Here is a 16,702-nt window from a genome sequence, read left to right on the forward strand (position 1 = left end):
CGGCTCGAGTTGTGGGTGGAACCGGGAGAAGGGCAGCTGCGTCTAATCCTTACAGGTCCAGAATCAGCCGGCGACCGTCCGAGCGCGACACACACGCGAGCATGTGATCGGTGCGGTCCTCGTCCGTCAAACGTGTGTCGCGGTGCTCGGGGCTTCCCGCCAGGACCCGAACGCGGCAGGTGCCGCAGAACCCTTGTCGACAGGAATAGGGAACCGACGGCAAGACCTCGGCGATGGCGTCGAGCATCGACCGGTCCTCCGCGACCTCGATCACGGCTCCCGTCCGAGCGAGCTCCACCGTGAACGCGCTTCCGGCAACGACGGGCGGTGCCGAGAAGCGCTCGTAGTGCAGGTGGGTGGCCCTGGTCGACGCGATTCCGGTTCGTACCTTGTCGATCATCGGCGGCGGGCCGCAGCAGTAGACGGCTCCGCCGTCCGGAGCGTCGGCGAGAAGGTCGGTGACCTCGGGGAGTCCGTGAACATCGTCGAAACGAACCGTCACCCGATCCTGGTCCCACAACCCGACCTCGTCGAGGAACGGCAGGCTGTCTCGGGTGCGCCCGGAATACACCACACGCCAGTCCATTTCGAGTTCCTGAGCCCGCCGCACCATCGGAATGATGGCGGTCATGCCGATCCCGCCTGCGACGAACAGAGCCGACCCGGAGGCGACGAAAGGAAAGGCGTTGCGCGGCCCCGTGATCGACACCCGATCACCGAGTTGCAGACGGTGCATCTCGACGGACCCACCGCCGCCGGTCGGCACTTCGCGGACCGCGATCGTGTAGGCGTCCGTCTCGCGTGGGTCACCGCAGAGCGAGTACTGACGGCGTCGACCCGATGGCAACACGAGATCGAGGTGGCTTCCCGGCTTCCACGCCGCGAGGGCACCTCCGTCGGGAAGTCGGAACGTCAGCCGCACCACTTCTTCGTTGTGGCACACCACGTTTCGTTCGCTGAGCACCATCGTCTGCGTGTGGACCCGATCCGGGGCGGGCACCGCCTTGTAGTCCGTGGTGTCGAGTGCAGCGAAGACGCGGTCGAGTCCGTCCGTCATCTGAGCGAGCATCGCGTCCATCTTGCTCTGCCCGTTCAGGTCGCTGGGAATCTCCCGCCCGACCCGAAATCCCTCGACGAGCTTCTGCACCCCCCGCAGAGTTGCCTTCATGCGGATGCCGTCATGCCGACGCGGCACGCGCCGCCGGTGACGCGGCGAGATACGCCACCGCAACGGCAGTCGACCCTTCCTGTGACGGATGGTAGGACTTCGAGAAGTAGTGAGACGACACCTTCACGACGTCCCACATGGACGGGAACAGACCTCGCTTGGTCACGGCCCGGAAATCTCGGCCACGAAATTCCCGGTGTGAGTCGTCGATCGTCGGATCGTTCTTCATCAGGAACTTGACCCCGCGGCGCCACATGATCACGACCATCGGCAGAACCTGGATGTAGGTACGGATGCGACGCGATCGCCGGGTGTCGAAGTACTGCAGCACCTCGAACGCGACGGAGCGGTGCTCGACCTCTTCGGCGCCGTGCCATCGCACGAGATCGAGCATGGTCGGATCGATGGCGGCCGAGTCCAGTCGCTTCTCGGTCAACACCCAGTGTCCGAGAAACGCCGTGAGATGTTCGATTGCAGCGATGTACGACAGTCGTTCGACCAGGCTGTTCTTCGTGTCCGTGGGCCTCTTCCCCAGTGCTGTCCGGAAGATGTACTCCATCTGCTCGACGTACCGGGTCGGGTCGAGGCCCTTGTCCGTCAGGAAGGTGTGCACACCGGAGTGCGCCTGCGCGTGCATCGCTTCCTGTCCGATGAAACCGACGACGTCGCGTCGCAGCTTCTCGTCGTTGATCAACGGCAACGCTTCCTTGAACACCCGAACGAACCATTCCTCACCTTCCGGGAGGAACAGGTGCATCACATTGATCAGATGCGTCGCGACGACGTCGTCGTCGAAGTAGTGCATGCGCATGGCAGACCAGTCGAAGGACACGTTGCGGGCCTGCAGGTCGACGTCACCGGGGTCCACTTCCGGTGCCGCAACCACCTCTGCGGTCCGCGCGCCGGCCACCGTGCCGGCCGACGGCCGGAACAGAGGCTGAGATTTGATTGCCATCGCTATTCGTCCTTTCGGAAGACGCTGTCGCGTTCCATTCCTGGTTGCGGCAGGCACCCGCCCATTCCCGCTGCGACCGGCCGAACTGTTTCAGCGTGCGATGAACGACCGTGTCGTTCCTCGTTCGTTCGCCATCCGAGTGTATGACGAAAGTCCTATCCACTTAACAGTTGTTGAGTTTGTTTTTCGGGGCCACAACAATCTTGTCGTCTGCCCGCAGCCGCAGCGCTGTCTACTGGAAAACAGAGTCAGCCATAGGTGTCGCGAGGCCCTCGCCCCGACACGTGCCGATCGCCCTTGCGCCAGCTCGGGGCCGTCGGACCGGTGATCCGTAGCTGTTTCACCACGCCGTGCCCGACCGCGGCCGCGATTTTCGCCAGGATCTGCGACTGCATCATCCGCAGCTGAGTTGCCCACGCCGTCGATTCGGCGGACACCACGAGTATCCCGTCCCGCAGTGTCGTCGGTTCTGCGTGTGAGGCAATGTCCTCACCGACCACGTGCGCCCACCGTCCGAAGACCGTTCCCTCGTTCACCTTCTCGGACCACCCACGGTTCTTCGCGATCGACGAGGCCAGTGATCCCAGTGCTTGTGGATCGCGGTCGTCCGGACGCGCCCCGGACCACGTTCTCGATCGCGACCTGCCGCCGGTCCGCAACGGCGACGATCGACCCTGCCCGACGGACTTCCCGCTGGCCTTGGCTGCGGCGCGCGCATCCTCGAGGGCGCGACGCGCGAGGTCGATGCCCTTCAGTTCAGGCTCGGGCGGGGGATCGCCGGGTCGCGCAGCGGAGTCGGACGATGTCTCGTCGCTCATGCATCCTCCCGTTCGTCGCCGCTCACTGTAGTCAACTCCGAGACCCGGCCACCATCGATGTCGTGGGCACGAACACCGAGGTGTCGAGCGTCGAGGCCTCCGGGAATGTCGGCCTCCACCGCCGCGGTCACGAGCACCTGTTCCGCCGTTCGCGCCACCGCGGCAAGTGCCTCGCGGCGCGTCCGGTCCAGTTCGGCGAACACATCGTCGAGGAGCAACACCGGGTCGCTTCCGTCCGATCGCAACAACTCGAAGGCCCCCAGTCGGAGCGACAGGGCGAAGGACCACGATTCACCGTGACTGGCAAAGCCTTTCGCGGGGTCCGCCCCGAGAACCAATTCGAGATCGTCACGATGCGGTCCCACCAGACAGACCCCACGCTCGATCTCTCGCTGACGGACCGTCGAGAGTTGCATCAGGAAACTGGCCTCGAGAACGTCGACGTCGTCGTCCGCCGGTGCCCGATCGGGATCGGAGAACTCGGGCGGGAGGGCGTCCCCGAGGCTGCATCGGTACGCCACGTGAGCCGGCCTCGAGCCCGGGGCGATCGACGCGTACGACCGAGCGACGAACGGCGCCACGTCGTGCACGGCTCGCAGTCTCTGCTCGAGCAGTTGCGCACCGAAAGCTGCCAGCTGAGCGTCCCAGACATCCAGTGTGGCAAGAGCATTGGATCCATCGGTCGATGTCTGCCCGCGACGCAAGGCGGCACCCGCCGTCTTCAGCAGCGCCGATCGCTGGCGAAGTACTCGCTCGTAATCCGCGCGCACTGCCGCCATCCTGGGCAACCGCGCCGTCAGAAGCTCGTCGAGAAACCGGCGTCGTTCCGCCGGGTCTCCGCGTACGAGAGCCAGATCCTCCGGAGCGAAGAGCACCGTGTTGAGGATTCCGAGTATCTCGCGCGGCCGCCTCGTCGGTGAGCCGTTTATCTTCGCGCGGTTGGCTTTGCCGTTGTTGATCTCGACGTCGACCGTGAGTTCACGACCCTGGTTGACCACCGCCGCCCGCACGACGGCTCGGTCGGTTCCGGTCCGCACCAACGGTGCGTCCGTCGACACACGATGCGACGACAGAGTCGACACATACCCCAGCGCTTCGAGCACATTGGTCTTGCCGTGACCGTTCGGCCCCACGAACACCGTCACACCCGGTTCGAGGTCGACGGACAGCTGCTTCCACGAACGGAAGTCGACCAAGGATGCCGAGCGGACGAACACTTACGCGCCGGTACCCTCGGTGTTCGGAGCCCGCTGTACCGCGTGCCCGCCGAACTGGTTGCGCAGTGCCGAAACAGCCTTCATGGCAGGGGAATCCGTCTGCCGGGATGCGAACCGAGCGAACAACGCAGCGGAGATGACCGGAGCGGGCACCGAATGCCGGATGGCCTCCTCGACGGTCCAGCGGCCCTCACCGGAGTCCTGCGTGAAGCCGGAGATATCTTTGAAATCCGGGTCCTCCTGCAGCGCCTTGACGAGGAGATCCAAGAGCCAGGACCGCACGACGGTTCCCTTGGTCCACGCTCGGACGACACCGGTCACGTCGGTGATCAGGTTTTCGGCGGCCAGCAACTCGTAGCCTTCGGCGTACGCGTGCATGAGGCCGTATTCGATTCCGTTGTGCACCATCTTGGCGTAGTGGCCGGCACCGACGGGGCCGGCGTGGACGAAGCCGTCCGCCCGGTCGCCTTCGGGCCGCAGCGCGTCGAAGATCGGGAGCGCACGCTCGACGTCGGCGTCGTTGCCACCGACCATCAGGCCGTACCCGTTGTCGAGGCCCCAGACACCGCCCGATACACCCGCGTCGACGTACCCGATCCCCTTGGCGTCCAACAACTCCGCGTTAGGACCGTCGTCGGTGAATCGCGAGTTACCGCCGTCGATCACCAGGTCACCCGGGGACAGGACACCGGCCAGATTCTCGATCGTCTGACGCGTGATGGGTCCGGACGGGACCATGACCCACACGATGCGCGGAGCCGGAAGTGCCTCTGCGAGCGCCTCGAGCGACGGGACGTCGGTCACCTCGGGACGAGGGTCGTATCCGACGACGTCGATGTCGTGCCGACGCAGTCGCTCCCTCATGTTGAAGCCCATTTTTCCGAGGCCGATGAGTCCGAGTTGCATGGTCGTGGGTCCTTCGATCGTGGGTCGTGAAGTAGGAGCTCAGCCCGGAAGTCGTACCGGCATAAGAAGATACGTGTAATCGCTCTTGGGGGCAGCGAATGTTCCCGAGGCATCCGGTTCGAGCGGCTCTTCCCCGGCGGGTCGCAACACCGCAGGACGACTCGGCGTGGTGAATCCGAAGGAGACGTTGTCGGTGTGCAGCGAGTTCAGCCCGTCGATGAGGTACCCGGGGTTGAACGCGATCACGAGCGGTTCGCCTTGGAACTGCGCTTCGATCGCCTCCTCGGCACGGCCGGCGTCGTCACCACCGGCAGAGAGCATCACGCCACCCTCGGTGAACTCGAGGCGAACTTGGGCGCCGCGTTCGGCGAGCAGTGCCACACGCTTGATGGCTTCGAGAAGTGGTGCGATCGGCACCGTGGCCACCGCGGTGTGCTCGGCGGGCAGAAGCTGACGGAACTTGGGGAATTCGGCGTCCAAGAGACGCGTGGTGGTGCGTCGCCCGTCGCTCACGATGCCCAGCAGTCCGTCGTTACCGACGTGCGACCCCGATCCCAATGCCAGTTCGACAGCCGATTCTGCCCCTCCGCCAATGGTTTTCGCGGACTCGGACAAGGTCTTCGCCGGAATCAGCACGGCGGCAGCGGTGCCCGTCGCGGCGGGCGACCACTCCAGTTCACGAACCGCCAGACGGAATCTGTCCGTCGCGGCGAGCACGACGGACGAGCCCTCGATCTCCATGCGGATACCGGTGAGCATCGGCAGCGTGTCGTCCCGGCCGGCGGCAACCGCGACCTGGCCGATGGCTTCGGCGAACAGATCGACGGGCACGGTTCCCGTCTGCTGCGGCAGCTCTGGAAGTTGGGGGTAATCCTCGACCGGCATGGTCGGCAACGAGAACTTGGCGCTACCGCAGGTGATGATCACCTTGGTGCCCTCGGCGCCGACGTCGACCGGCTTGTTCGGAAGCGATCGGGTGATGTCCGCCAACAACTTTCCCGATACGAGGACCTGCCCGGAACCGGCGACCTCCGCTGGAACGCGCACCTGCGCCGAGACTTCGTAGTCGAATCCCGAGACGGTCAGACCCTGCTCGTCGACCGTCAGCAGAACGCCGCCGAGGACGGGCACCGCGGGACGGGACGGCAACGATCGCGCAACCCACGCCACTGAATCCGAAAAATCTTCTCGAGCGACTCGAAACTTCACACTGCCAAGCTCCATCGCCCGGTTGATCCTCTCGATCGAACATGTTCGCTCACGGGAACCGTTGAGCCCAGCACACCGTATGCCTTCGTGAGCGTAGTGGAAAGCCGAACGGACGGTGGTTGCCCGGTTTGCAGGGCAGTCCCGAACCCCTGTGAACGGATCCTTCCCCGGGTGCTGCTTTTCAAGAGTCTTCTTCAGATGAAAACAAACAGTAGTAATAGGTCCTGTGGAATCTGTGGACGAAGGGTTGTCGTTGCAGGTGGCTCGGCGTGGTGTCCTCGGGATGAACAGTGGACGAACCACGGCGTTCCCGGGGTGGGTCTGTGGACCGATCGTGACTTCTCCGACGGATGCAGGTTTCATCCCCGGGTAGTGCACGTTATTCACAGTGTTATCCACAGGTGTGAATCATTCGTTCGGACGATGGTTTTGCCCCCGAAGTTCGTACCGACGGTCGTCTCAGCGCTTGGAGCGCTGCTTCACCCGCGCCGTCAGCTCCTGAACCTGGTTGTAGACCTTGTGCCGTTCGGCCATCTCCTTGCGGATTTTCTTGTCCGCGTACATGACCGTGGTGTGGTCGCGTCCGAAGGTCTGACCGATCTTGGGCAGAGACAGGTCCGTCAGCTCACGGCACAGATACATGGCGATCTGGCGGGCCTGCGCCAAGGCACGGGCCTTTCCGGGCCCACACAGTTCCTCGATCGTGGTGTCGAAGTACTCGGCGGTGACGGCCATGATCGTGGCTGCGTTGATCTCGAGCGACGCCGAGTCGGGGATCAGGTCGCGCAGCACCACCTCGGCCAACGCGCGGTCCAGGGACTGCCCGTTCAGCGACGCGAATGCGGTGACTCGGATGAGGGCACCCTCGAGCTCTCGGATGTTTCGCTCGATCCGGCTCGCGATGAGTTCGAGGACGTCGTGGGGGACGTCGAGACGGTCCATCTTGGCTTTCTTGCTCAGGATGGCGATGCGCGTCTCGAGCTCGGGGGGCTGTACGTCGGTGATCAGGCCCCACTCGAAGCGGGTGCGCAGTCGTTCCTCGAGGGTGGCGAGCTGCTTCGGAGGGCGATCGGAGGAGACGACGATCTGCTTGTTCGCGTTGTGGAGGGTGTTGAAGGTGTGGAAGAACTCCTCCTGGATACCCTCCTTGCCCTCGATGAACTGAATGTCGTCGACGAGAAGTACGTCGGTCTCGCGGTAACGCCGTTTGAAGGCGACCTTGCGGTCGTCACGAAGGCTGTTGATGAAGTCGTTCGTGAACTCTTCCGTGGAGACGTACTTGACCCGCATCCCCGGGAACAGTCGCTGCGCATAGTGGCCCGCGGCGTGGAGCAGGTGCGTCTTGCCCAACCCTGATGCGCCCCAGACGAACAGCGGGTTGTAGGCGCGAGCGGGCGCCTCGGCGATTGCGACGGCGGCTGCGTGTGCGAAACGGTTGGACGCTCCGATGACGAAGGTGTCGAAGGTGTACTTCGAATTGAGGCTGGTGCTCCCCGAGGGGGTCGCTGCGGTGCGCGGCGGTGCCGTGTAGGACGTCGGCCACGAGTTCTGGACACTGGTGAGGGCGTCTCGGTCGTCGTCGACCTCTTCGTAATCGCCGTAGTCACTGCTCTCCGAGTCCGACGGTTCACCGGTTTCGGACGCTTCGGTGAGCAGTCGCCGGCGGTAGACGGGACCGCTGGGTGTCTCGTGCATGGGAGTGGTGTGGAGTCCGGTATCGGTCAGCGTTTCGAGATCGACACGGTCCACCTCGTCGGTAGCCATGTCCTCACGGCTGGCGAGCCGGACACCGAGTCCTTCGACGCTCTGACCGAGGTGACGGCCGAGGGCAGTGAGGATGGGTTCGCGAAGACCACGCTCTACCGCTTCCTGCACGAACGGCGACGGAACGGACAGCAGCGCGAATCCCTGCGCCAGCGTCAGTGGTTTGACGAGCGCGAGCCACGCCTTCTGTGATTTGGACAACGCGTCGTCCGACAGTGTGTCGGAGGTCAGCTCTGCGACGACTCTGGGCCACACTTCCGCCAAGAGATCGGGGTCGTCGTCCACGGTGCCTCCAAGTCGACTCGCCGTCGGAAGATCGCGGGCCCCTGTGAAACAAGAGCGTAGGCGCTCGGTGAACGCTGCGCCGCGGCGGACGAAGCTCGAATATGCCACCCGACCTGTGTTTCCACATAATTATCCACAGCTGTGGACAAAGAACACCGGTGTAGCTTCGAGGCGTCTCACGGGCGATGGTGTGCCGTCAGCGCGTCTCTGACCTGCACTTGTTCGGTTCTGCCCGAAGACGGATGACAGCACTGACGCAATCGGCACAGCCGAGCCGTGCCGAATTCAGGGCCGAAAGTGTTGTTTCGGTACGGGTGTACCAGTTGCCTGTGCATAACCGCATCGGCGCGACAACTCTGCTCGATCCCGCGCTAGAAGGTAACAACTCACCAAAGAATCGACAAGACTTCGGTGACAGTCCACCGGGCAACAGGTGAACTCGCGGCAACAATGCGCGAGTTTGACCTCGTCAGTCGGCGTCAGTACCCTCGAACGGTCACCCAAGGCGAGGTGACGTTGTCGCGCTGCGGCGATGCCGATTCCGAATCGGACATCCCACAGGCCGAACGTTTTCGCCGTTGGTGACCACCGACTCGAGTCCTTCCGGATTCGCGACTACCTGTACATCCCGATGTTTCACGACATCGACTTTTTCGAGGAGTATCACCGTGGCCAAGGGCAAGCGGACGTTCCAGCCGAACAACCGGCGTCGTGCTCGTGTGCACGGATTCCGCCTGCGTATGCGTACGCGTGCGGGCCGTGCCATCGTGTCGTCGCGCCGTCAAAAGGGCCGCGCTTCCCTCACGGCCTGACGACTCGCGACGCGGAGGCTCGGGTGTTACCCGAGCCGAGCCGCCTGCATCGCTCGTCCGAGTTCTCGGACACGGTGCGGCACGGCCGGCGCACAGGACGACGCGACGTCGTGGTGCACGTACGCATCAGGGACGACGCGTCGACACTCGTGAGCCCGGTCGGTGCACGTTTCGGATTGGTCATCAACAAAGCTGTCGGGCCGGCGGTGATTCGACATCGAGTCGCGCGCCGGCTTCGTCATGTCTGCAGCTCTCTCGTCCCGCTCGTCTCGACGGACGTCGACGTGGTGTTGCGTGCGTTGCCGGGTTCGGCCACGGCCACGTCGGCCGAGCTCGAACGTCAGGTGGCGTCGGGGCTCCGCAAGCTCGGCGGGTTGAGCGCGGATCGCGAGCGGCAATGACTGCTCTCCGCACGCTCCCCGCACGAACATTGATCTTTCTCATCGAGCTGTACCGCACCTATGTCTCGCCCCTGCGAATGCCCACCTGTCGATTCACACCGACGTGCAGCGAGTATGCAGTGGATGCGCTACGGGAGCGTGGGGTGATCGTGGGGTCGATTTTGGCAGTCGTACGTCTGCTGAAGTGCGCACCCTGGCACCCTGGTGGGTGGGACCCCGTTCCGCTGCGGCGACGGGACCGACTTCGCACCGCGGACGACCGAGCTTCACAGCAGGACCACGCTTCGGCGATGGTGGACGAACAGAGGAGTACATAGAGCCGTGCTCGATATCATTTATTACCCGGTCTCCTGGATCTTGTGGTTCTGGCACAAGGCCTTCGGGTTCGTGCTTGGCGCCGACAACGGGTTCGCCTGGGCACTGTCCGTGGTGTTCCTGGTCTTCACGCTGCGCTTGATCCTCTACAAGCCCTTCGTCAAGCAGGTGCGAACCACACGGCAGATGCAGGAGTTGCAGCCGCAGATCAAGGCGCTGCAGAAGAAGTACGGCAAGGACCGCCAGAAGCTGGCGACCGAGATGCAGAAGCTCCAGAAGGAGCACGGATTCAACCCGATCATGGGTTGTCTCCCGGTGCTGGCGCAGGCACCAGTGTTCATCGGCTTGTTCCACGTGCTGCGTTCCTTCAACCGCACCGGCACCGGTGTCGGGCAGCTCGGTCTCGATCCGGCCGTCAACCGTACGATTCCCAACTACGCCTTCGACGTGGCCGACGTGAACTCGTTCCTCGACGCGCGTCTGTTCGGTGCGCCGATCTCGGCGAACATCACGATGCCCAGGGCGCAGCTGGACGCGTACGCGAACATCGAGAAGGCCCTCGGAATCCCGTCGATCTGGGCGATCGTTGCCGTCTCGGTGCCTCTGATGATCATCGCAAGTATCGCGACGCATTTGAACTCACGTGCGTCCGTCGCTCGTCAGAGCGAGGCTGCGCTGGCGAACCCGCAGTCCGCGATCATGAACAAGTTGGCGCTGTACGTCTTCCCGCTGGGCGTGCTCGTCGGTGGCCCGTTCCTGCCGATCGCAATCCTCCTGTACTGGGTCAGCAACAACATCTGGACGTACGGTCAGCAGCACCTGGTGTTCGGCAAGATCGACAAGGAAGAGGCCGCGAAGAAGGAACTGGCCCTCGAACGCCGAGTCGAGAACGCACCGAAGCCGGGTGCGCGTCCGGAGGCTCGTAAGAAGAAGCCTGCGCCTGGCGCGAAGCCCGTCACTCCCCCGAAGCCGTCGCTGGAGAAGGCTGCGCCGTCCGACGAGACTGCGGGCGTGAACGGTGCCGGTGCAGCTTCGGAGCAGCCGTCCGCTCCGAAGAAGCAGGCACGTCGCAAGCAGGTGCCGCGGTCGACCGTCGCCAAAGCGAACGGTTCGGGTGGCAAGCCGCGTCCGACGAAAGCAACGCCGGGTTCGGCGAAGCCGCGAGCTCGGCGGCGCAACCCGTGACCGACCCCGCCCTCATCACCGACCCGACCATCAAGAACGGAGCCGACGACACCGTGACCGTCGAAGCTGAACAGACCGAGACCGTGAAGATCGGTGCCGACGCCGTCGACGCGGATGCCGCTGTGTCCGACGAAGACGACAGCGAGGATTACTTGGTCGAGGAGGGCGAAATTGCCGGCGACTATCTCGAGCAGCTGCTCGACGTACTCGACTTCGACGGGGACATCGACCTCGACGTCGAGGGCGACCGTGCGGTAGTAAGCATCGACGGCGGAACCGACCTGGCGAAGCTGGTCGGTCGTAAGGGTGAGGTCCTCGATGCATTGCAGGAACTGACACGTCTTGCCGTGCAGCAGTCGACCGGCGAGCGCAGCAAGTTGATGCTCGACGTCGCCGGGTGGCGTGCAGCGCGACGGACGGAGCTGACGGAACTGGGGACGTCCGCAGCAGAGCGCGTGTCGGCAGCGGGCGGCCGTGAGGAGCTTGCTCCGATGACCCCGTTCGAGCGGAAGATCGTTCACGACGCTGTGTCGAAGATCAGTGGGGTGACGAGCGAGAGCGAAGGTGTCGAGCCCAATCGTCGCGTGGTCGTCGTCAAGGAGTGACACCTCCTCGCACCACGACAGTGGAGGCCCCCGGCGTTTTCGTCGGGGGCCTCTCCTGTGTCATGGATCGGAATTACGTGGTTGTAATTCGCCGTCGTCGTCGCAGTACCCGGGAGGATGTTTCACGTGGAACACACACAGTCCGAGTTCGATCGAAGTGAAGAAACCCCCGAAATGGCAGCGCAGATCAAAGCGGTGTTCGGTGATCGAGAGGGACTCGCACGTTCCTATCACGCGTCCCTCGCCACTGACGGAGTCGAGCGCGGGCTGATCGGCCCACGCGAAGTGACGCGGTTGTGGGAGCGCCACTTGCTCAACTGCGCGGTCGTGGCAGAGCTCATTCCGGCGGGAGCTTCGGTGGTGGACGTCGGTAGCGGCGCCGGACTGCCGGGTATTCCGTTGGCCATCGCGAGGCCGGACCTCAAGGTGTGCCTTGTCGAACCGCTGTTGCGGCGGACGGTGTACCTGGTGGAGATCGTGGATGCGTTGGGTGTCGAAGTCCAGGTTGTTCGAGGTCGGGCCGAACAGCCTGGAGTCGTGAAGGAGGCCGGTGGCGCGGACTTCGTGACGTCCAGGGCGGTGGCGCCGTTGGAGAAGCTGGCTCGGTGGTCGCTGCCTCTGATCCACGACGGCGGCGTCATGTTGGCACTGAAGGGGTCGACGGCCGAGGACGAGATCGCCAGGGATGCGAAAGCGCTGGAGCGGCTCGGAGCTCGCAACGTCACCGTCCTGCGCTGCGGTGAAGGAGTTGTCGGTTCACCGACTATCGTGGTCCGTGCAGAACGTCGTGTGAGCGCGAAGCGCGCCGCCAAGGTCCTGCATCCCCGGTGAGCCGAACGGTTCGATCGATGGGTAGTCGAAGGAGAATCTGATGTCGGGTGAAGCTGAGCGGGTTGTTTCACGTGAAACAGCCGAGTCGCAGGGAGGCGGGAAGAAGTCGCCGTCGTTCGCGTCCTACTCCCCCATCTCCGCCGACGACACCCCGATCGGAGCTGCAGCGCAGCGGGCGAGCCAGGTCCTCCACCCGCAAGGGACAACGCTGCCGAAGCTGAAGCAACGTCGCATCCTGACGATTGCCAATCAGAAGGGCGGCGTGGGTAAGACGACCACCGCGGTGAACATCGCGGCAGCGCTGGCCATCCAGGGGCTGACCGTTCTGGTCGTCGACCTCGATCCACAGGGGAACGCGAGTACGGCTCTCGGGGCGGATCATCAGTCGGGTACCCCGTCGAGCTACGAGCTACTGCTCGGTGAAGTTCAGGCGCGGGACGCGATCCAGCGCAGCGCACACAACGAGCGCCTGATGTGCATCCCCGCCACGATCGACCTGGCCGGCGCCGAGATCGAACTGGTGTCGATGGTCGCGCGCGAGGGTCGGCTCAAGACTGCGTTGTCGGAGGAGGCGCTCGACGGGTTGGGTATCGATTTCGTGCTGATCGATTGCCCACCCTCGTTGGGCCTGCTGACCGTGAACGCGATGGTTGCCGCGACCGAGGTGTTCATACCTATTCAGTGCGAGTATTACGCGCTCGAGGGGGTGGGTCAGCTTCTACGCAACATCGACCTCGTGCAGGCGCACCTGAACCCCGAGCTGCACGTCTCGACCGTCATTCTCACAATGTACGACGGCCGTACGAAACTGGCCGATCAGGTCGCCGAGGAAGTGCGCCGGCACTTCGGGGACGCCGTTCTCCGTGCCGTCATCCCTCGTAGCGTCAAGGTGTCGGAAGCTCCGGGATACGGTCAGACGGTGCTTGAATACGATCCTGGTTCACGTGGAGCAATGAGTTATCTCGACGCCGGTCGCGAGCTGGCGGCTCGATCCGGGCTCGCCGACACCACAACTCGGAAGTAGTGAGGACATGAGTCAGACCAAGAAGGGCGGCCTCGGCCGTGGCCTCGCTGCGCTGATCCCGACGTCGCCCGGACCGGGCTCGGGGCTGGGGTCGGCCGCTGCCGATGTCGTCATCGGGCGTGACACGTCGAACTCGGCACCCATTCCCCCGCAGCCGGTGGAAGAACTGACGGAAGCCGGCGCGGTCTATCGCGAGATCGCACCGAGCAAGATCGAGCCCAACCCGAAGCAGCCGCGTCACGTGTTCGACGACGAGGCACTCGCCGAACTGGTGCACTCGATCCGCGAGTTCGGGCTGATGCAGCCGATCGTCGTCCGCGAGATCGCACCGGACAAGTACCAGTTGGTCATGGGCGAACGCCGGTGGCGGGCGAGCCAGGAGGCCGGTCTCGACGCCATCCCGGCCATCGTGCGCGAGACCGCGGACGACACACTCCTACGCGACGCGCTCCTCGAGAACATTCACCGGGTACAGCTGAATCCTCTGGAAGAAGCGGCCGCGTATCAGCAGTTGCTCGAGGAATTCGGCGTCACGCACGAGGAACTGGCGACGCGGCTCGGACGCTCGCGTCCGGTCATCACCAATATGATTCGTCTGCTGAGACTCCCGATCCCGGTTCAGCGACGGGTCGCAGCCGGCGTGTTGTCTGCCGGGCACGCTCGAGCCTTGCTCTCCCTGAAGTCCGGCGCCGATGCGCAGGAGGCACTGGCCGCCCGAATCGTCGCCGAAGGGCTGTCGGTTCGGGCAACGGAGGAGGCGGTACTCCTCGCGGACCGTGACGACGATGGATCCCCCACACCCACTCCCCGGCGTAAGCCCATCCAGATGCCGGGCTTGCAAGACGTCGCGGAACGGCTGTCGGAGTCGTTCGATACGCGAGTGACGGTGAGCTTGGGGAAGCGTAAGGGCAAAATTGTGGTCGAGTTCGGGTCGGTCGACGACCTTCAGCGCATCGTGGAGATGATGGAGCGCCAGAAGTCGATCTGACGTTTCTCGAGAAGGTACAGCCACCAGCGGACATTTCGTCACTGTGACGAAGGTGGCGCAAGAATCGGTAAAACCGTTGCAGCACAGCCTCTTTCGAGATCGATGCCGCACCTCGCACACCGGACACGCAGATCCCCTATTCTGTAACGGAACAGTAGCCACGGAGGCGAAAAATCCGGGGCGTCGGGACGGCCTGAGGCCGATCTGTGTCGAGTAGGGCTTGGAGGCTGGAAACGCTGTGTCGACGCTCGTCTCCACCCTCACCCTCGACAATTTCGAAACCCTACCGATTCACGATCGGAAATGCGTTTTCTGGACCATGGACCCGGCCGCTGTCGAGTCGTCGAAAGGTTTCGCCGATCCCGAGTTCGAGAAGGAAGCGTGGCTGTCGATGGTCATGCTCGAGTGGGGCCCGTGTGGACAGGTGGCGGTCCGAGACGGAGTTCCCGTCGGCTGCGCACTGTATGCGCCGCCGGACGTCGTCCCTCGAGTCGCGTCCTTCCCCACCGGCCCGGTGAGTCATGACGCCGTGTTACTGACGTCGGTACGCGCGGCCGCGGGCGCCGACGACCCTGCGTCGTTGCACACGTCGTTGCTTCAAGCCGTGGTACGAGATCTCGTCAACCGAGGAGTGCGAGCGCTCGAGGCGTTCGGTGTTCGCCTGACGGAAGACGAGACCGACGCACGGTTCGCCGCACCGACGTCGCCGCGTGACGCACCGTGCTCGGACGGCACCTGCATGGTCGAGTCCGATTTTCTCGAGAAGTTCGGTTTCGAGATCGTGGCACCACACCACCGGTTCCCGCGGCTGCGTCTCGAACTGGACAGAGACCACGGTTGGAAGGAAGACGTCGAGGCAGCACTCGAACGCCTGCTTGCCGCCGCCGAGCTCACCGTGACCGAAGCGGACGCTCGTGTTCCGGTGGGGGCCCGGTAGACCCGGACGTCAGGACTGCGGTGCAGCCGCGAGCTCGTATGCGAGAAGTTCGGCGAACGTGAAGGTACCGGTCGGCTGATCGTCCTGGCCCAGGAGATACAGCCGCTTCACCGCCACGAGGATGGCCTCGGCGATCACGTCGCGGGACCGTGGGTCGGTGAGAACCTCGGCGTCGGACTCGTTCGACAGGTAACCCACGTCGATCTGAATCGTCGGCATGTTGGTCATACGCAACAGGTCCCACGTTCGTCCGTGACTTCTGCAGTCCTGCAACGGTGTTCGCGCCACGATCTCACGCTGAACGTAGCCGGTGAGTACCTGGCCGATCAGTGACGCCGAGCCGTGGGAGTTGCCGAAGTGGAAGCTGGCCACACCACGTGCTTCGGGGCTGTTGTGGGTGCTGGAGCGGAGGGAGATCAACAGGTCGGCGCCGATGGTGTTGGCGATCTCGGCACGCTCGGCATCGGTCGGGTTGCTGGACCGACTGCGCGAGAGGTAGGTCTCCATACCCGTTGCCGCCATGCGGCCTTCGAGCCGGCTGGCGAGATCCCACAGGATCGATTCCTCGGTGACGCTGCCATCGGTCGCGGCGACCACAGCACCGATCTGGTCCCCACCGAGACCGGGGTCGATGACGATCCGTTTGCCGGTCAGTTGCGGTCCGGAGCGTCGCACCAACTCTTCTTCGCTGATCGCGTGCGGAGAGCCGCCCGTGACTCGGGCGCCGAGGAGTTCGAGAGAGCGCAACGTCGCGGGCCCGCATATTCCGTCGGGTGAGAGTCCGATCTCACGCTGGAACGACGACAAACCGTCATGAGTCTGGGGGCCGAAGAAGCCGTCGACCCGCCCGTTGTAGAAGCCGAGGTCCTGCAGGCGCGTTTGAAGAGTGGCGACGTCATCGCCGTAGAGCGGAGCCGACAGTTGATAGATCAGTGTGCGGGCACCGAGCCGATACGAGGCCTCACGGATCGAGCGGTACGTTGCCGGGTCGACGACCCCGTCGACCAGAAGGCCGCGATGCTGCTGGAACGCCCGCACCGCTTGATCCATCCGTAGGTCGTACAGCGGATCCGGTTCGGTCCAGGGTGACTCGGTGCCGCCGTCTCCGTTCGGAACCGTCAGGTAGCCGAGTCCGACGAGTGTGTCCCGCAGTTCCGCGACGGCAGGTCCTCGATCGCCGCGACGGAGTGAATGCATACTCGCCAAACCCTTCCCCTCCGAGCGCCCTCCGCTCGGGCGCATTCGACGATTGTCGCAGAAATTGTCCTCCATATGACAATCC

At 64.1% G+C, this 16,702-nt stretch carries 17 protein-coding genes; 9 read left to right on the plus strand and 8 right to left on the minus strand.

The window, feature by feature from the left end:
- Positions 1-49: 49 nt before the first annotated feature.
- The 7 genes from IEW02_RS00745 to dnaA all read right to left on the minus strand — a co-directional run bounded on the left by IEW02_RS00745 (position 50) and on the right by dnaA (position 8,322).
- On the minus strand, positions 50-1,168 hold the full coding sequence (locus IEW02_RS00745) for a PDR/VanB family oxidoreductase (RefSeq protein WP_188542809.1): 1,119 nt from the start codon (positions 1,166-1,168) through the stop codon (positions 50-52).
- A gap of 10 nt (positions 1,169-1,178) precedes the next feature.
- Entirely contained in the window at positions 1,179-2,123 is a 945-nt protein-coding gene (locus IEW02_RS00750) for a metal-dependent hydrolase (protein WP_188542810.1), read from the minus strand.
- A gap of 248 nt (positions 2,124-2,371) precedes the next feature.
- Entirely contained in the window at positions 2,372-2,941 is a 570-nt protein-coding gene (locus IEW02_RS00755; protein WP_188542811.1) for a DUF721 family protein, read from the minus strand.
- Positions 2,938-4,158, minus strand: a complete 1,221-nt coding sequence (gene recF, locus IEW02_RS00760) for a DNA replication/repair protein RecF (protein WP_188542812.1) — start codon at positions 4,156-4,158, stop codon at positions 2,938-2,940. Before recF ends, IEW02_RS00755 begins: the two co-directional genes overlap by 4 nt.
- Positions 4,159-5,064, minus strand: coding sequence for a phosphogluconate dehydrogenase (NAD(+)-dependent, decarboxylating) (gene gnd, locus IEW02_RS00765; protein WP_188542813.1), 906 nt, complete (start codon positions 5,062-5,064; stop codon positions 4,159-4,161). It abuts the gene before it with no gap.
- Between the two features lie 39 nt (positions 5,065-5,103).
- On the minus strand, positions 5,104-6,288 hold the full coding sequence (dnaN, locus tag IEW02_RS00770) for a DNA polymerase III subunit beta (protein WP_188542814.1): 1,185 nt from the start codon (positions 6,286-6,288) through the stop codon (positions 5,104-5,106).
- Positions 6,289-6,732: 444 nt separating this feature from the next.
- Complete coding sequence (gene dnaA, locus IEW02_RS00775) at positions 6,733-8,322, minus strand: chromosomal replication initiator protein DnaA (protein WP_188542815.1); 1,590 nt, start codon at positions 8,320-8,322, stop codon at positions 6,733-6,735.
- A gap of 668 nt (positions 8,323-8,990) precedes the next feature.
- Between dnaA and rpmH the strand changes: the two genes are divergently transcribed.
- The 9 genes from rpmH (at position 8,991) to IEW02_RS00820 (ending at position 15,420) form a co-directional block, all read left to right on the plus strand.
- A complete protein-coding gene (gene rpmH / locus IEW02_RS00780) occupies positions 8,991-9,134 on the plus strand; it encodes a 50S ribosomal protein L34 (RefSeq protein ID WP_188542816.1) in 144 nt (47 codons plus the stop codon).
- 23 nt (positions 9,135-9,157) lie between these two features.
- Positions 9,158-9,535, plus strand: coding sequence for a ribonuclease P protein component (gene rnpA / locus IEW02_RS00785; RefSeq protein WP_188542817.1), 378 nt, complete (start codon positions 9,158-9,160; stop codon positions 9,533-9,535).
- Positions 9,532-9,852 (plus strand): membrane protein insertion efficiency factor YidD, encoded by a 321-nt coding sequence (yidD, locus tag IEW02_RS00790; protein WP_188542818.1) that lies wholly within the window; start codon positions 9,532-9,534, stop codon positions 9,850-9,852. The genes rnpA and yidD overlap by 4 nt, the downstream gene beginning before the upstream one ends.
- Positions 9,853-9,856: 4 nt before the next feature.
- On the plus strand, positions 9,857-11,035 hold the full coding sequence (gene yidC / locus IEW02_RS00795; RefSeq protein ID WP_188542819.1) for a membrane protein insertase YidC: 1,179 nt from the start codon (positions 9,857-9,859) through the stop codon (positions 11,033-11,035).
- A gap of 83 nt (positions 11,036-11,118) precedes the next feature.
- Positions 11,119-11,640, plus strand: a complete 522-nt coding sequence (locus IEW02_RS00800; RefSeq protein ID WP_229745824.1) for a Jag family protein — start codon at positions 11,119-11,121, stop codon at positions 11,638-11,640.
- 117 nt (positions 11,641-11,757) lie between these two features.
- Complete coding sequence (gene rsmG, locus IEW02_RS00805; protein WP_188542820.1) at positions 11,758-12,471, plus strand: 16S rRNA (guanine(527)-N(7))-methyltransferase RsmG; 714 nt, start codon at positions 11,758-11,760, stop codon at positions 12,469-12,471.
- Positions 12,472-12,511: 40 nt separating this feature from the next.
- Positions 12,512-13,495, plus strand: coding sequence for a ParA family protein (locus tag IEW02_RS00810; RefSeq protein WP_188542821.1), 984 nt, complete (start codon positions 12,512-12,514; stop codon positions 13,493-13,495).
- A gap of 7 nt (positions 13,496-13,502) precedes the next feature.
- Complete coding sequence (locus IEW02_RS00815) at positions 13,503-14,483, plus strand: ParB/RepB/Spo0J family partition protein (RefSeq protein ID WP_188542822.1); 981 nt, start codon at positions 13,503-13,505, stop codon at positions 14,481-14,483.
- Positions 14,484-14,721: 238 nt separating this feature from the next.
- Positions 14,722-15,420, plus strand: a complete 699-nt coding sequence (locus tag IEW02_RS00820) for a GNAT family N-acetyltransferase (protein ID WP_188542823.1) — start codon at positions 14,722-14,724, stop codon at positions 15,418-15,420.
- Between the two features lie 9 nt (positions 15,421-15,429).
- On the opposite strand, the gene IEW02_RS00825 is transcribed toward IEW02_RS00820, so the two are convergent.
- The gene (locus tag IEW02_RS00825; RefSeq protein WP_188542824.1) at positions 15,430-16,617 is read right to left on the minus strand and encodes an N-acetylmuramoyl-L-alanine amidase; all 1,188 of its coding nucleotides are present in this window, start codon (positions 16,615-16,617) and stop codon (positions 15,430-15,432) included.
- Between the last annotated feature and the right edge of the window lie 85 nt (positions 16,618-16,702).

This window comes from Rhodococcoides trifolii (genome assembly GCF_014635345.1).
GTDB classification, from domain to species: Bacteria; Actinomycetota; Actinomycetes; order Mycobacteriales; family Mycobacteriaceae; genus Rhodococcoides; species Rhodococcoides trifolii.

What these genes read in the sequence shown, in the direction of transcription:
- dnaN (WP_188542814.1), bottom strand. Translation starts at nt 6,288, where the DNA reads ATGGAGCTTGGCAGTGTGAAGTTTCGAGTCGCTCGAGAAGATTTTTCG.
- IEW02_RS00825 (WP_188542824.1), bottom strand. Translation starts at nt 16,617, where the DNA reads ATGCATTCACTCCGTCGCGGCGATCGAGGACCTGCCGTCGCGGAACTG.
- IEW02_RS00745 (WP_188542809.1), bottom strand. Translation starts at nt 1,168, where the DNA reads ATGAAGGCAACTCTGCGGGGGGTGCAGAAGCTCGTCGAGGGATTTCGG.
- IEW02_RS00815 (WP_188542822.1), top strand. Translation starts at nt 13,503, where the DNA reads ATGAGTCAGACCAAGAAGGGCGGCCTCGGCCGTGGCCTCGCTGCGCTG.
- IEW02_RS00750 (WP_188542810.1), bottom strand. Translation starts at nt 2,123, where the DNA reads ATGGCAATCAAATCTCAGCCTCTGTTCCGGCCGTCGGCCGGCACGGTG.
- IEW02_RS00810 (WP_188542821.1), top strand. Translation starts at nt 12,512, where the DNA reads ATGTCGGGTGAAGCTGAGCGGGTTGTTTCACGTGAAACAGCCGAGTCG.
- IEW02_RS00755 (WP_188542811.1), bottom strand. Translation starts at nt 2,941, where the DNA reads ATGAGCGACGAGACATCGTCCGACTCCGCTGCGCGACCCGGCGATCCC.
- yidD (WP_188542818.1), top strand. Translation starts at nt 9,532, where the DNA reads ATGACTGCTCTCCGCACGCTCCCCGCACGAACATTGATCTTTCTCATC.
- rsmG (WP_188542820.1), top strand. Translation starts at nt 11,758, where the DNA reads ATGTTTCACGTGGAACACACACAGTCCGAGTTCGATCGAAGTGAAGAA.
- gnd (WP_188542813.1), bottom strand. Translation starts at nt 5,064, where the DNA reads ATGCAACTCGGACTCATCGGCCTCGGAAAAATGGGCTTCAACATGAGG.